Source organism: Actinoplanes sp. HUAS TT8, assembly GCF_051380535.1.
Classification (GTDB): Bacteria; Actinomycetota; Actinomycetes; order Mycobacteriales; family Micromonosporaceae; genus Actinoplanes.
Window position 1 is genome coordinate 5,822,020 of record NZ_CP195646.1, and the last position, 13,976, is coordinate 5,835,995.

Genomic DNA, 13,976 nt, shown 5'->3' on the forward strand with positions numbered 1-13,976 from the left:
GGGCGGTGAGTCAGGGGCGGGCGGCGGCGTGCAGGGCGGCGAGCATACGTTCGACCTCGTGCTCGTCGGTGGTTTCGCGGCCGGTGCGGGCCTGGGCGGCCGTGCCCAGGGTGAGTGCGGCGGCGTCGGGGACGGTGTGTTTGGCCGAGGCGTGGATGGCGGGCAGGCCGAGGCGCACCAGGGGTTCGATCAGGGCGGTGGTCACGCCGCCGCCGGCCATGATCTCGACGCGGCCGGCGGCGACGGCGGCCAGGTGGGACAGGGCCGGGAGGGTGTCGCCGACCGTGGTCGGGCCACCGGCGGTGAGGACGCGGCGGACGCCGAGGGCGTGCAGGGTGTCGATCGCCTTCTCCGGGTCGGGCAGCAGGTCGAACGCGCGGTGGAAGGTGACGTGGGCCCCGGCGGCGGCTTCGACGACGGCCTGGACCAGGGGTTCGTCGATGCGGCCGTCGCGGACTCCGCCGATGACCACCCCGGCGGCGCCGGAGGCCACGGCGTGGCGGACGTCGCGGACGATGACGGCGTGTTCGGCCGGCGTGTAGTCGAAGTCGCCGGATCGGGGGCGGACCAGTACGTGGGCCGGGGGTGCGCCCGGTATCGACACGGCCGCCTCGATCAGGCCGAACGACGGGGTGACGCCGCCGAGCGCCAGCGCGGAGCACAGTTCGACCCGGTCGACCCCGAGCCGGGTGGCGATGTCGATACCGTGCGCGTCTTGAACCGCGAGCTCGAAGGCGATCATTAAACAATCATTACAGAAAGGGATGGGGAGGCGGGAACCCGGATCACGCCCGCGACAGGAAGATCACAGGCGCCCGTCCGATCCCCGACGCCACCGATCATCGCCCCCGGGAGGCGGGCGCGGGCCCGGCCCGGCGGAACGGGGCAAATTCCGGCGTAACGGTGCTATGGCCGTACATAAGCGGGATTTTTTATCGGAGATAACGCTCGACCGCGTGCCGGATCTGGTCGGGGGTCATCGGATCGGTCGAGAGGACGCTGTGCAGGACCAGGCCCTCGATGAGCGCGTCGACCTCGCGTGCGGTAGTCGGGTCGAAGTGACGTTCGAGGGCGTCGCGGCTGCGTTGCATCCAGGCCTGGGTGACCGCGCGCAGCGCCGGGTTGCGGGCCGCCGCGACGTAGAGTTCGACGGCCATGACCAGGTCGTTCGGCGATCCGATGAGATCGTCGCGGATCAGGGTGATGACCGCCTCGATGGCACCGGCGCGGTCGGTCGCGGCACCCAGCCGCTCGTCGAAGACGTCGGCGGCGGCCGCCGCGTGCCGGGTGAACGCCTCGGCGAGCACCTCGTCGAGCGACGCGAAGTGGTAGGTCATCGACCCGAGCGGCACGTCGGCGACCCGGGCGATCTCGCGGTGGGTGGTCGCGGCGACGCCCTTCTCGGCGATGACCTGCCGGGCGGCGTCGATGAGCCGGTCCCGCCGGCCGGGATCGTGCCGTCGCGCGCGCCGGGGCTCGCTCACGCGATGCCGCGGATGACGCGGGCCGGGTTGCCGACCGCGACCACGTTCGCCGGCAGGTCCCTGGTGACCACGGAGCCGGCGCCGACCACGGTGTTCTCCCCGATGGTCACGCCGGGCAGCACGATCGCGCCGGAGCCGAGCCACACGTTGTCGCCGATCACGATCGGCTTGGCCGCCTCCCACTTGTCGCGCCGCGGACCGGCCTCGATCGGGTGCGTCGGGGTGAGCAGTTGCACGTTGGTGCCGATCTGCACGTCGGCACCGATGGTGATCGGCGCGACGTCGAGCGCGACGAGCCCGAAGTTCGCGAACGTGCGCGCGCCGATCCGGATGTGCCGCCCGTAGTCGATGCGCAGCGGCGGCCGGATCTCGACGCCCTCGCCGACCTCACCGAGCAGGTCGGTCAGCAGCCGCCGGCGCTCGTCGAAGTTGCGGATCGGGGTGGCGTTGAACTCGTCCATCAGATCGAACGCGCGCAGCGCGGCCTCGCCGAGCTCGGGGTCGTCGGCGAGGTAGAGGTCTCCGGCGAGCATCCGCTCACGCATCGACCGGGTGTCAGACGTGGTCATGCGTACGAGCGTACACATGCGCCCCGGCCACGGTGGACGGTTCCGGAACTGAACACCGCAGTCACCGCCCATCCCGGCGTTGACCTGGGTCGATGCCGGAACCGCTCTCGGAACCGGTTCCGGGCACCCATTGACACCAGTTCACGGCGGCGACACAGTGTCCGGCAAGAGAGCGTTTTCACAGCTTGTTCCCCAGGTGGAAACGACTTCGACACATCCTCCAGGAGTCCCCATGTCGATGACCCCTGTCCACAAACGTCCCCGAAGGTGGCTCGTCGCGGCGGCCGCGGCCGGCCTGCTGGGCGCCCTGTGTGTTGCTCCGACCAGTGCGAACGCCGCCGAGACGCTCGTCTCGCAGAACAAGCCGGCCACCGCGTCGTCCTCCGAGTGGGCGGGCACCCCGGCCGCCTCGGCGGTCGACGGCGACAACGGCACCCGCTGGTCGAGCGCGTTCACGGCCTCGCAATGGTTCCAGGTCGACCTCGGAACGGCGACGTCGATCAGCCGGATCGCGATCAACTGGGAGAACGCCTATGCGAAGGCGTTCGCGATCCAGTTCTCGACCGACGGCAACGCCTACACGCAGGCCTACGCGACGACGACCGGCACCGGCGGCCAGCAGAGCATCACGGTCTCCGGCACCGCCCGTTACGTCCGGATCAACCTGACCCAACGCGCCCTTGACCTCTACGGATACTCGTTCTGGGAGTTCCAGGTGTTCTCCGGGAGCGTCGTGACGAACCCGACGAACAAATTGCTTTCGTACGGCAAACCGGCGCGCGCCTCGTCCGAACAGAACGACGTGAACTGCAACCCGTGCACCGCCGACAAGGCGTTCGACAACGACCCGGCGAGCCGCTGGGCCACCAGCTCCACCACCGGCTGGGTCGACCCGGGCTGGATCTACGTCGACCTGGGCGCCACCGCACAGGTCACCCAGGTGGTGCTGCAGTGGGACCCGGCGTACGCCAAGAGCTACCAGATCCAGGTGTCGGGCGACGCCGTGAACTGGACGAACATCTACTCGACGACCACCGGTGACGGTCTCAAGGACGTCATCAACGCCACCGGGACCGGTCGCTACGTGCGGATGTACGGCACGGCCCGCAGCGGCCCGTACGGATACTCGCTCTGGGAGTTCAGCGTCTACGGCACCGGCGGCAACCCGGTCGACCCGCCGGCCAAGCCGGCCGACCCCACGTTCCCGGCCACCCGGCTGGTCTTCGCGGACGAGTTCAACGGGGCCAACGGCGCCAAGCCGGACACCGGGAAGTGGACCTACGACCCGGGCGTCCCGCAGAACGGCGAGATCCAGTACTACACGCCGAACAGCGAGAACGCGTCCATGAACGGCGCCGGGCAGCTGGTCCTCGAAGCTCGCAAGCAGGACTACGAGGGCCGCCAGTACACGTCGGCGCGGATGAACACCAGCAACAAGTTCAGCGCCCAGTACGGCCGGGTCGAGGCCCGCATCAAGGTGCCCAAGGGCAACGGGCTGTGGCCGGCGTTCTGGATGATGGGCTCCGACTTCCTGCAGGGACGGCCGTGGCCGTACAACGGGGAGATCGACATCATGGAGATCCTCGGCCGCAACACCAACGAGCTGTACACGACGCTGCACGCTCCGGCGTACAACGGGGCCGGCGGTTACGGCCAGAAGTACACCTCGGCGGTGGACCTGTCGCAGGACTTCCACGTCTACGCGGTCGAGTGGGACAGCAAGGGGATGCGGTTCTACCTCGACAACATCCTCGTGTTCAACGCGGCCAAGGACACCGTGGAGAACACCCGCGGCCCGTGGATCTACGACCACCAGTTCTACGTCATCCTCAACCTGGCGGTCGGCGGTGACTTCCCCGGCCCGATCGACGCCACCACGCCGTTCCCCAGCCGGATGCTGGTCGACTACGTTCACGTCTACCAGTGAGACGGCCCGCGGCAGGGCCTTCCCCCAGGCCCTGCCGCGGTCATCGCAGTTTGTCGAGATCCGGGGCGTAGACGGTCATGAAGTGCGGCTGCAGCCGGAAGTAGACGACCTCGTTCTCCCAGTCGAACGCGTCGTCGCCGTAGAACTCCCGGACATACTGCAAAAGGTCGGGTTCACGGCTCAGATCGATCGCCTCGACCCGGCCGTGCACGAAGACCCCCAGGTCCTCCCCACGCAGGTGCGACACACTGGCGGCCGGGCGCGCGGCGAGATGCCGGGCCTTCGCCGCCGTCGGCGCCGTCCCGAAGATCCACCGGCCGTGCAGGAAATGCCCGTCGACCGCGCTGATCCGCGGCTCACCCGTCGCGGTCACGGTCGCCAGCGAAAGCACACACATCCCGGTCAGCACCCCGGTCAGCTGCTCAGCGGTGATCGTCCGCTCGGCGACGATCGACCGCAGATGCCCGGTCGCCCCGCGGAGCGACGCGTCGAGCAGCCGCTGCAGCTCCGCCACCTCGTCCGGCGTCTCCCGCACGCTCAGGCTTTCCGGTCGGCCACGGCGTAGGAGACCGCGGCGGTCACGGCCGAGACAGCCAGCACCGCCGGCCACGAACCGATCTTCTTGGCCAGGGGATGAGAAAGACCGAAGGCTCCGACGTACGTCGCGGCCAGCGCCCCGGTGACGACCGGGCTCGTGCGCCGGGCCCATTCACGACCGGCCAGCACTCCCCCGGCGGCCAGGACGACCCCGCCGAGCGGCCGGACCCCGGTCCGCCGGGCCACCTGCCAGCCGCCGATGAGAGAACCCGCCGTGATCACTGCAGTGGGAACACGCATGCGCCGACCCTACCGCCCCGCCCCGGCCGGCATCACCGGCCGGACCGCCCGGGAGATCATCATGATCGAGATCATGGCGTGGATCAGGAGAGCACCGAGGACGACCGGCCGGCCACCGGCGAACACCAGGGCGAACGCCTCCAATCCCACGAGTCCGGCGAGGAAACCCAGCACCGTGGCCAGGCACGATCGGAAAAGGCGCCCGGGCGCGCGCCGGACGACGAACACACCGGTCGCGGCGATCACGGCGGCCACCACACCCGCGACGAGGGTTCCCCGCGCGCCGAAATGGGACGCGTCGGCGACCTCCCGGGAACCGAGCGCCGCCACACCCGCCACGAGCGGCTCGATCACCGCCGGCAGCCCGTACAGCAAAAGGGTGACATTGTCCGAGCAACGCATATGCACCGAATTGGTCGCCATTCCCCACCCCCATGGTTCCGGCCTCGACGTTCATGGTGCACGACGTGGGACGAGCCGCGCAGGCGGTCGGCGCCCGGCCCCGGTCGCATGAGGCCGGTGGCGCTCAGAGCGGCGGCGAGGAAGGTGGCCCGGGCGGTCAGGTGCGGCCGGCGGTAGCCGACCCGGCGGCGAGGAACGCGGTCAGGTGAGGCTGGTGGTGGCCAGGGCGGCGGCGATCAGGAGGCCGAGGCCGTTGGTGGCCCAGTGCAGGGCGGCCGCGGCCAGCAGGCTGCCGGAGCGGCGGCGCAGTTCGCAGAGCAGCAGGCCGGCCAGGGCGGTGAAGGCCACGGCGCCCAGGATGGCCAGGATGCGGCCGGTGGCGCCGACGCCCAGGACACCGCCGACAGCCTGGTTGACCTGGGCCAGACGCAGTGACGGGAGGATGTGCCAGAGGCCGAACAGGACCGAGGACGTGATGCTGGCCCAGGTGGCGCCGCGGTGGCGGTTGACCAGGCCGAGCAGGACGCCGCGGAAGGCGACCTCCTCCAGCAGGACCGTGCCCAGCGGGACGACCACGAACGCGGTGATCAGGGCGGCGCCGGGGTGCAGGTGGTACCGCACGTCGTGGAAGGCGACCCGGGTGGCCGGGATCGCGGCGCCGATCGTGTAGATCACGGCGACGACGGCGACGGCACCCAGGGCGTACTTCAGGCCGGGGACGAACGTCCGGCGCGACATGCCGAGGTCGTGCCAGGTCAGGCCGGCCCGGCGGGCGATCAGGACCAGGGCGAGGGCGACAAGCGGGCCGGCGACGAGCCCGGTGTGGTGCGGGCCGTACTTGTCGGCGACGTTGACCGCGGCGAGGATCGCGAGGACGAGCCCGAAGATCAGGAGAAGTCGCGGGCGGGACGGGTGACTTGCGGAGTGGTCTGGCATGGCGGGGCGAACGGTACCCGGCCGCCCCGCCCCGAACCAAAGACCGTCACTCGATCACACGACGGACATTCGGGGCTTTCACCCCGTACCGGAAAATGGTCTTGATTGGGAACGGCCGCCGCAGGGGATGCGACGGCCGTGACCAGTAACGGTCAGCTGCAGGTGTTGAGCATGGTCTGCAGGGCGGTCTTCTCGGAGGACTGCAGGGTCAGGCTCCAGTAGTACTTGACCGCGATCCACATGCGGGCGTAGGTGCAGCGGTACGACGTCACCGACGGCTGCCAGGTCGACGGGTCCTGGTCGCTCTTGGCCTGGTTGACGTTGTCGGTGACCGCGATCAGTTGCGGACGGGTCAGGTCGTTGGCGAAGCTCTGCCGCTTGGCCGTGGTCCAGGCCGAGGCGCCGGAGCGCCAGGCCTCGGCCAGCGGCACGACGTGGTCGATGTCCAGGTCACTGGCGGCCGTCCAGGTGGCGCCGTCGTACGGCGAGTACCAGGAACCGCTGGTCGCGGCGCAGGCCGAGCTGACCACGACGTTGGAGCCGTCGCGCTTGAGAACGGTCTCGCGGGTGTTGCAGGTGCCACTGATCGTGATCCAGTGCGGGAACAGGTCCCGGTCGTAGGTGCCGGCGTTGGCCTCGGCGGCGACGGCGAGCGAGTTCAGCTCGGTCTGCGCGGTGGCCTTGGTGGGGATGTTCGGCGGGGTGGCCTGGGCCGGGGAAGCCAGCAGGCCGGTCGCGATCGCGGCGGTCGCGACCGTGGCCAGGAGACGGGTGACGATACGCATTCGATGCTCCCATCGGGGATGTAACGGGACATCAAAGGTTTACGGGAATTCGACATCCATGGATGGGTTTTGTCGTGAACATCTTGTTGCCCCGGAACGAAGAGAAATTCGGCCGGGTTTCGGGCGTGTGTACAGCGAGCCAACAAGACGGCGCATTACCCCCAAGGCCGCTAGCATTGCCCCGAAATATGCGGACATCGGAGGCCACATGCTGCGACTTCCCCGGCGCCGCCTCCTCACGCTGGGTGGAGCCGCACTGATCGGGACGCTCCCGGCGCCGAGGATCGGCAACCCGTTCACCCTCGGTGTCGCGTCCGGCGACCCGCTGCCCGAGGGCGTGCTGCTCTGGACCCGGCTCGCGCCGAAACCCCTCGAACCGGCGGGCGGGCTGCCACCGGTCGGCTACCCGGTCGAGTGGCAGGTCGCGGCCGACGAGCGATTCACCGACGTCATCCGCCAGGGCACGACAAACGCCATTCCCGCGTACGGACATTCGGTGCACGTGGACGTGCAGGGACTGCGACCGGGCCGGGACTACTTCTACCGGTTCCGCAGTCGCGGACACGTCAGCCCGGTCGGGCGGACCCGGACCGCGCCCGCCAAGACGGCGTCCCCGAAGGCGTTCCGGTTCGCGATCACGTCCTGCCAGGCGTACGCCGACGGGTACTACGACGCGTGGCGGCACCTGGCCGCCGAGGAGTTCGACGTCGTCTTCTTCCTCGGCGACTACATCTACGAGGGCGCGATCACCAGCGCGGGCGGCAACCGGATGGACGACACGCTGCGGCTGCCCGACACGTTCCAGCTGGAGACCGACACGCTCGACCTGTACCGGATGCGTTACGCCCTCTACCGCACCGACCCCGACCTGCAGGCCGCGCACGCCGCCTTCCCGTGGGTGCTGACCTGGGACGACCACGAGGTGCAGGACAACTACGCCGACGACGTCTCGCGGTTCACCACCACCCCCAAAAACGATTTTCTGGTACGGCGGGCCAACGCCTACCGGGCCTACTGGGAGAACCAGCCACTGCGGTGGCCGCGGCAGCCCGCCGGACCCGACATGTCGCTGTACCGGCGCTTCCGGTTCGGGGACCTCGCCCACGCGTACGTGCTGGACACGCGCCAGTACCGGACCGATCAGGCCTGCGGGGACAACCTGCGGGCCGGCTGCGACGACCGCAACGACCCGGGACGCACCCTGCTCGGGGCCGGTCAGCGGGACTGGCTGCTCGACAAGCTCGGGCGCTCCGAGGCGCGATGGAACATCCTGGCGCAGCAGATCATGATGGCCGAGTGCCGGTACGGCGGGCCGGCCAACCGGCTCGACATGGACAAGTGGGACGGGTACACGGTCGACCGGCGGCGGATCCTGCAGACCGCGGCGCGGAAACCGGGAACCGTGGTGATCTCCGGGGACATCCACAACAACTACGCGGCCGACCTGCGGGTGGACTTCGCGCGGCCGGAGACGCCGGCCGTCGCGGTCGAGCTCGTGGGGACGTCGATCACCAGCGGCGGGGACGGGAAGGACACCACCCCGCAACTGGACATGCAGCGGAGATGGAACCCGCATCTGCGGCTGGCCAACGGGCAGCGCGGATATGTGCGGTGCGAGCTGGGGCGGGACACGATGCGGGCCGACTATCGGGTGATGTCACAGGTGCTGCGGCGGGGCGGGACGATCTCGACGCGGGCGTCGTTCGTGTCCGAGCGGGCGCGGCCGGGGCTGGTGACGCCATGATCGCCCTGGCGGCGCTGCTGCTCACGACCACCGGTTTCGTTCCCCTGCCGGCCGCCCCCGATTCCGTTCCACTGCCGGCCACCGCCGGTTTCGCTCCCCGGCCGGCCACCCCCGGTTCCGCTCCTCTGTCCGTCACGACCGGGCAGTGCAACGGGCGGGACCTCGTGGTGCGGCTCAGCAACCCCGGCAGGAAAGCGATCTACTCGGACACGACGCTGGCCGCGCCCGGGGAACTGCACCTGCCGCGGACGCTGATCTCCAGCTGGCTGCCGCCCGGCTACTCGACGACCGTGCCGGTCGTGGTCACCGCCGCCACCGGAACCCGGCCCGGGATCTACCACGTGCGCGTCACCAGCGCCGGGCGGACCGTGGACGTGCCGGTCCGGGTGAGCGCGCCGGCCGCGAACGCCGGACTGATGGCCCTCGCGTCCACGGTCACGGCGTCCTCGGCCCGGGCCGGGAGCACCGCCTGCGCGGCGATCGACGGGAAAGCCGACACGATGTGGAACGACACCACAGGCAAGCGGTGGCCGGACTGGTGGCGGATCGACTGGCCCAGCGCGCACCAGGTCAGCGCGGTGGAAGTGACCACGTCCAAGAACTGGGGGCTGCGGGACTGGGACGTTCAAGTTGCCGGTCCGGGTGGATGGGTGACGGTTGCGTCCGTACGCGCCAATGCTCTTGATCGGAAAATGACGACCTTCGCGCCTCGGCGGACGACCGCGCTGCGCATCGTCACCCTGGCCGGCAACGCCGTGAACGATCAGTCCCGGCTCGTCGAAGTTGTCATACGGGGTCGTTAGTCTCACGGGCATGGCTGACGCGGACGACATACGCCGGCTCGCCCTGGCGCTGCCCGAGGTCGTGGAGATCGAAAGTGACGGGTTCGACTTCCGGGTCGGCGGCAAGGGATTCGTCTGGTCGTATCCCGAGCGCGTCCCCGGCAAACCGCGCGTGATCCGGACCGACATCGCGGTGCTGTATGTGGGGGACGAGGCCGAGAAGCAGGCGCTCGTGCTCGGGGAGCCCGAGCTGTTCTTCACGACACCCGGCTATGAGGGCTTCCCCCTCGTCATGCTGCACCTGCCGAAGGTCACGGCCGCCCGCCTCACCGAGCTGATCACCGACGCCTGGCGGATGCGGGCCCCGGAGGAGATCGAGAGCCTGCTGAAATGAGGAAGCCCGGCTTCGGCTCGGCCAGGCTTCCTTCGGCGCACCCCGGCGTCAGACCGGCAGATCGAACTCGCCGCCCTTGACGCCGGCCAGGAACGCCGCCCACGCCTCGCTGGTGAAGACGAGCGTGCCGCCGTCACGGTCCTTGGTGTCCCGCACCGCCACAACCCGCGGAAGGTTCGTCGCCACCTCGACGCAAGCCCCATCCTGGTTGCTGCGAGTTGACTTCCGGAAGTGCGCACCCTCAGGGCTGAGGTTCATCTGACCACTCCTTCACCTTCTGCTCGATCAGGACTTTGGTCGCTCCTTGATCAAGACTGACGCTACAGAGGTCTTTCCAGATCGTCGAATACATCTCCACCTCGTCCGGTTTGTCAAGGTATAAGCCACCGGTGGGCATCTCCTGATAAATGGTGGTCGGTTCCGGATCACGAACCGGGGATTGGCGAGGAAAGTCCATTATCACAAACGATCCCTGATATGCGGTATGCTGCCCGGAACGTAAAGGTACTGCGCGAATGGAAACATTCGGCAACTCGGCGAAGGTCAGCAGGCGCCGAAGTTGGTCGATCATGACCTTGGCCCCGAAACCACGGATCATGGCGTACTCGGTCACGATGACCTCGAGCCGCGGAGCGGCCGGCTCCCGACGGGTAAGTATCCGCTGTCGTTGTATCCGCATCGAAACCCGCTCTTCAATTGCCTCCGGAGACATCTCTCGATTCGGGCCGAGTGACATGATCGCCTTCACATACATGGGAGACTGCAATATCCCGGGAATCAGCTCCACCTCGTATTTTCGCAGACGCGAAGTGGAGGACTCCATTCCGAGAAACAATTGAAACCATTCCGGGATCTCGGAGTAGGCGTGCCACCATCCCTTGGATTTTGTCTCTCGCGCGAGCGCCTTGAGCCCCTCCGTGAGATCGGCCGAAGCGCCATACAGCCGGCACATCGCCTCGACATCGTTCGGATGGATAGGCACCTGACCAGTCTCGTACCGCCACAGGCGCGGTTTGCTCCACTCAAGCGCCTTGATCGCTTCCGGCATGGTCAATGGGACCTGCTCCCTGAGTTCCCTCAGCTTCCGGCCCAGTTGCCGGCGCGGCACCGTTGATCCAGTTTCCGTCGACGTCATCGCGTAACCCTCCCCCTGACCGTCACGTAACCGCCATTCGCGCCCTCGCGTAACCCGATTGGGCCGAACGTATCCAGTTGCGCCAGTTTGCCGTGTAACCGTTGCGTCGGGAAGTCACCCACGGGCAGTATCCGACTCGCGTGGTTGTCCGGTTGTGGATAGTCGCCGGCCGCTGATTCCGTACGCCGAATGGGGTGAAGATCTTGATTGTGTTCTTTGCTGTGCTGGTGATCGGCACATTGATCTTCGGGTATCTGCTCGGCGTCCGACTCGGTGGGGTTACCGCTCGATGGTGCCCGGTGTGCGGCCGCGACCGGGAATGTCCGGCCTGTGATCACGGAATCGAGGCGCGATGATCACCAGCGACGAATTGGTGGCGGCCATCCGGGCGATCCGAATCGACGCCGAGATTCAGGTCCGGTTGTTCGGCGTTCCGATCGCCGTCGACGCCGTGCACTGGGACGAGCGGCGGGCGATCTTCTTCCTGGACCTGGGCAAGGACGAGAAGACCCGGGTCACTACCGCGAGCCTGCTCGCCCGCGTGCTGGCCCGCGACGGCTGGCCCGACAACCTGGGCTCCGGCCGGGACCACGCGGTGCGGCGCAATGCCCGCGGCCACTTCGAGCTGCTGCGCCCCGCCGCCGACGAGTAGGAGAGACATGAAACCGCGCCTGATGGGCGCTCGCGAGATCGGCGAGCGACTCGGGGTCTGCCGGCAACGCATCCAGCAGCTGAGCGAGCGCGACGACTTCCCCGAACCGTTCCAGGCGCTCAGCATGGGCCGCGTCTGGTGGGAGTGCGACGTCGAAGTCTGGGTCACGTGGTGGCGTTCGGGTGGCGACCCGGCAACCCGGCCGGACTTCGGCGAACCGGACGACGACATCTACCGGCGCCTGGCCGAGCGGGTCGCCGACTACCTCGGCGAGCAGGGCCGAGCCTTCATCGAGGACGACCAGGTCGGCACGGTCGGTGGTCTCATCCGGGTCGTCCTGCACTCGGCCGGCGTGGATATCCGCTCGGCCGGTCCCTAGCGCGGGCGGCGGCAAAACTCGTGGCAGGAGGAAGGCGTACTGCATATGATCGTCGCTTTGCTCTGATCTGTGCGCGAGGGACGAGGGCGTCGTGGGATTTCCGCCGATTGAGCCGTATGCGACCGGGATGTTGGAGACCGGGGACGGGAACGCCGTTTACTGGGAGACGTGCGGGAACCCGGACGGGGTGCCCGTGGTGGTCGTGCACGGCGGGCCGGGCGCGGGATGTTCGGTGGGCATGCGTAAGTCGTGGGACCCCGAGCGGCACCGGATCATCCTGTTCGACCAGCGTAACTGCGGGCGCAGCACGCCGCACGCGAGCGACCTGGCGGCCGACATGAGCCTCAACACCACCGAACATCTGATCGGTGACATGGAGCGGCTGCGCGAGCACCTCGGGGTGGAGTCGTGGCTGGTGTACGGCGGGTCCTGGGGTGTGACGCTGGGACTGGCCTACGCGCAACGCCACCCGGATCGGGTCACCGGCATGCTGCTGGTCAGCGTCACGTCCGGGCGCCGGGTGGAGCAGGACTGGCTGTATCGGGGGGCCGGGCGGGTGTTCCCCGAGGCGTGGGCGCGGTTCCGGGACTTCGCCGGGGCCACGGACTATCGGGTGCCGACCGACACCGAGCCGCCGATCGGCGACCTGCTGATGTCCTACTTCCGGATGATGGAGAGCACCGACCCGGACCTGCGGCAGCGGGCCGCCGCCGAGTGGCTGACCTGGGAGGACGCGGTCATCTCGCTGGAGAGTAACGGCAAACCGGGGCAGTACGGCAACCGGCCCGACGACGCGGCGCTGGCCTTCGTGCGGATCTGCTCCCACTACTTCGCGAACGACTGCTTCCTCGAGGACGGCGTGATCCTGCGCGAGGCCGGCAAACTGGCCGGCATCCCCGCCGTCCTGGTTCACGGGCGGGCCGACCTGGGCTCCCCGGTGGTCACCGCGTGGGAACTCGCGCAGGCCTGGCCCGATGCCGAACTCGTCGTCATCGGGGACTCCGGGCACACCGGCAGCACCGGCATGCAGCAGGCCCTGCAGGCCGCCGGGGACAAACTGTTCGCCGCGGTCACCGCCGGGTGATCGGGGTCTCGGCGCGCAGGTGGGTCAGCTTCTCCGGGTTGCGGACGTAATACATGCCGGCGATCCGGCCGGCCTCCACCCGGACCGCCAGCACGCCGTCGAGCTCGCCGTCCAGGCGCATGAGCAGCGCCGGGCTTCCGTTGACCACGGCGGGCTCGACGGTGATCGTCTCCGGGGTCTTGCCGATGCCGCCGAGCAGGAAGCGGGCGATCTTGCCGGCGCCGGTCACCGGGCGGATCGAGGCCTGCTTGATGCCGCCGCCGTCCGAGAGCAGAACCAGGTCCGGGGCCAGCACGTCCATCAACGTCTGCAGGTCGCCGGTCTCCAAGGCCCGCCGGAACGACTCCAGGGCGGCTCTGGTCTCGCTCGCGGTGACGGCCGCCCGGGGCCGGCGGGCGTCGACGTGGGCGCGGGCGCGGTGGGCGATCTGACGGACCGCGGCCGGTGTCTTGTCGACGGCCGAGGCGATTTCCTCGTACGGAACGTCGAACGCCTCGCGGAGGACGAACACCGCCCGCTCGGTCGGCGACAACGTCTCCAGCACCAGCATCAGCGCCATCGACACGCTCTCGGCCAGTTCGATGTCGTCGGCCACGTCCGGGGCGGTGAGCATCGGCTCGGGGAGCCAGGGACCGACATAGGACTCGCGCCGGCGGGTGAGGGCGCGCAGCCGGTTCAGGGACTGGCGGGTTGTCATCCGTACCAGATAAGCCCTGGGGTCGTGAATTTGATCTTGATCGACACCGGACCAGCGCAACCAGGTCTCCTGCAGGACGTCCTCGGCGTCGGCGGCGGAACCGAGCATCTCGTAGGCGACGGTGAAGAGCAGATTGCGATGGGTGACGAAAGCGTCGGTCATCTCCGGG

General features: G+C 68.9%; 18 protein-coding genes. 7 read left to right on the forward strand and 11 right to left on the reverse strand.

The genetic code is table 11. From position 1 onward, the window contains the following. Positions 1–10: 10 nt before the first annotated feature. The 3 genes from ACSHV8_RS26065 to ACSHV8_RS26075 form a co-directional block, all read right to left on the reverse strand. Positions 11–742, reverse strand: coding sequence for a copper homeostasis protein CutC (locus ACSHV8_RS26065; protein WP_436519559.1), 732 nt, complete (start codon positions 740–742; stop codon positions 11–13). A gap of 190 nt (positions 743–932) precedes the next feature. Next, positions 933–1,484, reverse strand: coding sequence for a TetR/AcrR family transcriptional regulator (locus ACSHV8_RS26070; RefSeq protein ID WP_436519561.1), 552 nt, complete (start codon positions 1,482–1,484; stop codon positions 933–935). Beyond that, a complete protein-coding gene (locus tag ACSHV8_RS26075) occupies positions 1,481–2,053 on the reverse strand; it encodes a sugar O-acetyltransferase (protein WP_436519563.1) in 573 nt (190 codons plus the stop codon). Before ACSHV8_RS26075 ends, ACSHV8_RS26070 begins: the two co-directional genes overlap by 4 nt. Positions 2,054–2,285: 232 nt before the next feature. Here ACSHV8_RS26075 and ACSHV8_RS26080 point away from each other — a divergent pair, with 232 nt between their 5' ends. Further along, positions 2,286–3,980 (forward strand): discoidin domain-containing protein, encoded by a 1,695-nt coding sequence (locus ACSHV8_RS26080; protein ID WP_436519565.1) that lies wholly within the window; start codon positions 2,286–2,288, stop codon positions 3,978–3,980. A gap of 40 nt (positions 3,981–4,020) precedes the next feature. Here the strand turns inward: ACSHV8_RS26080 and ACSHV8_RS26085 are convergent, their stop codons facing one another. The 5 genes from ACSHV8_RS26085 to ACSHV8_RS26105 all read right to left on the reverse strand — a co-directional run bounded on the left by ACSHV8_RS26085 (position 4,021) and on the right by ACSHV8_RS26105 (position 6,940). Next, positions 4,021–4,515 (reverse strand): pyridoxamine 5'-phosphate oxidase family protein, encoded by a 495-nt coding sequence (locus ACSHV8_RS26085; protein WP_436519567.1) that lies wholly within the window; start codon positions 4,513–4,515, stop codon positions 4,021–4,023. Between the two features lie 2 nt (positions 4,516–4,517). Further along, entirely contained in the window at positions 4,518–4,817 is a 300-nt protein-coding gene (locus ACSHV8_RS26090; RefSeq protein WP_436519569.1) for a hypothetical protein, read from the reverse strand. A 9-nt stretch (positions 4,818–4,826) separates the two neighbouring features. After that, positions 4,827–5,240, reverse strand: coding sequence for a hypothetical protein (locus ACSHV8_RS26095; RefSeq protein WP_436519571.1), 414 nt, complete (start codon positions 5,238–5,240; stop codon positions 4,827–4,829). A gap of 180 nt (positions 5,241–5,420) precedes the next feature. Then, positions 5,421–6,155, reverse strand: coding sequence for a CPBP family intramembrane glutamic endopeptidase (locus ACSHV8_RS26100; RefSeq protein WP_436519573.1), 735 nt, complete (start codon positions 6,153–6,155; stop codon positions 5,421–5,423). A 152-nt stretch (positions 6,156–6,307) separates the two neighbouring features. After that, complete coding sequence (locus tag ACSHV8_RS26105; RefSeq protein WP_436519575.1) at positions 6,308–6,940, reverse strand: HNH endonuclease family protein; 633 nt, start codon at positions 6,938–6,940, stop codon at positions 6,308–6,310. A gap of 208 nt (positions 6,941–7,148) precedes the next feature. On the opposite strand from ACSHV8_RS26105, the gene ACSHV8_RS26110 reads away from it, so the two are divergent. The 3 genes from ACSHV8_RS26110 to ACSHV8_RS26120 are packed head-to-tail and all read left to right on the forward strand — an operon-like array spanning position 7,149 to position 9,860. Beyond that, positions 7,149–8,684, forward strand: a complete 1,536-nt coding sequence (locus ACSHV8_RS26110; RefSeq protein WP_436519577.1) for an alkaline phosphatase D family protein — start codon at positions 7,149–7,151, stop codon at positions 8,682–8,684. Further along, a complete protein-coding gene (locus tag ACSHV8_RS26115; RefSeq protein ID WP_436519579.1) occupies positions 8,681–9,487 on the forward strand; it encodes a galactose-binding domain-containing protein in 807 nt (268 codons plus the stop codon). The genes ACSHV8_RS26110 and ACSHV8_RS26115 overlap by 4 nt, the downstream gene beginning before the upstream one ends. Before the next feature lie 10 nt (positions 9,488–9,497). Further along, positions 9,498–9,860 carry an MmcQ/YjbR family DNA-binding protein gene (locus tag ACSHV8_RS26120; protein WP_436519581.1) on the forward strand — a complete coding sequence of 121 codons (363 nt, stop codon included), beginning with the start codon at positions 9,498–9,500 and terminating at the stop codon, positions 9,858–9,860. A 48-nt stretch (positions 9,861–9,908) separates the two neighbouring features. On the opposite strand, the gene ACSHV8_RS26125 is transcribed toward ACSHV8_RS26120, so the two are convergent. Together ACSHV8_RS26125 and ACSHV8_RS26130 are read right to left on the reverse strand one after the other, a co-directional pair. Then, positions 9,909–10,118: a DUF397 domain-containing protein gene (locus ACSHV8_RS26125; RefSeq protein ID WP_436519583.1), complete on the reverse strand. Its 210-nt coding sequence runs from the start codon at positions 10,116–10,118 to the stop codon at positions 9,909–9,911. After that, positions 10,102–10,995: a helix-turn-helix domain-containing protein gene (locus ACSHV8_RS26130; protein ID WP_436519585.1), complete on the reverse strand. Its 894-nt coding sequence runs from the start codon at positions 10,993–10,995 to the stop codon at positions 10,102–10,104. Before ACSHV8_RS26130 ends, ACSHV8_RS26125 begins: the two co-directional genes overlap by 17 nt. A gap of 352 nt (positions 10,996–11,347) precedes the next feature. On the opposite strand from ACSHV8_RS26130, the gene ACSHV8_RS26135 reads away from it, so the two are divergent. The 3 genes from ACSHV8_RS26135 (at position 11,348) to pip (ending at position 13,110) form a co-directional block, all read left to right on the forward strand. Beyond that, complete coding sequence (locus tag ACSHV8_RS26135; RefSeq protein WP_436519587.1) at positions 11,348–11,647, forward strand: hypothetical protein; 300 nt, start codon at positions 11,348–11,350, stop codon at positions 11,645–11,647. Between the two features lie 7 nt (positions 11,648–11,654). Continuing rightward, positions 11,655–12,026, forward strand: a complete 372-nt coding sequence (locus ACSHV8_RS26140) for a helix-turn-helix transcriptional regulator (RefSeq protein ID WP_436519590.1) — start codon at positions 11,655–11,657, stop codon at positions 12,024–12,026. A gap of 91 nt (positions 12,027–12,117) precedes the next feature. Beyond that, the gene (pip, locus tag ACSHV8_RS26145) at positions 12,118–13,110 is read left to right on the forward strand and encodes a prolyl aminopeptidase (protein WP_436519592.1); all 993 of its coding nucleotides are present in this window, start codon (positions 12,118–12,120) and stop codon (positions 13,108–13,110) included. On the opposite strand, the gene ACSHV8_RS26150 is transcribed toward pip, so the two are convergent. Continuing rightward, positions 13,097–13,969 carry an RNA polymerase sigma-70 factor gene (locus tag ACSHV8_RS26150; protein ID WP_436519594.1) on the reverse strand — a complete coding sequence of 291 codons (873 nt, stop codon included), beginning with the start codon at positions 13,967–13,969 and terminating at the stop codon, positions 13,097–13,099. The two genes, pip and ACSHV8_RS26150, sit on opposite strands and share 14 nt — an antisense overlap. Positions 13,970–13,976 lie beyond the last annotated feature (7 nt).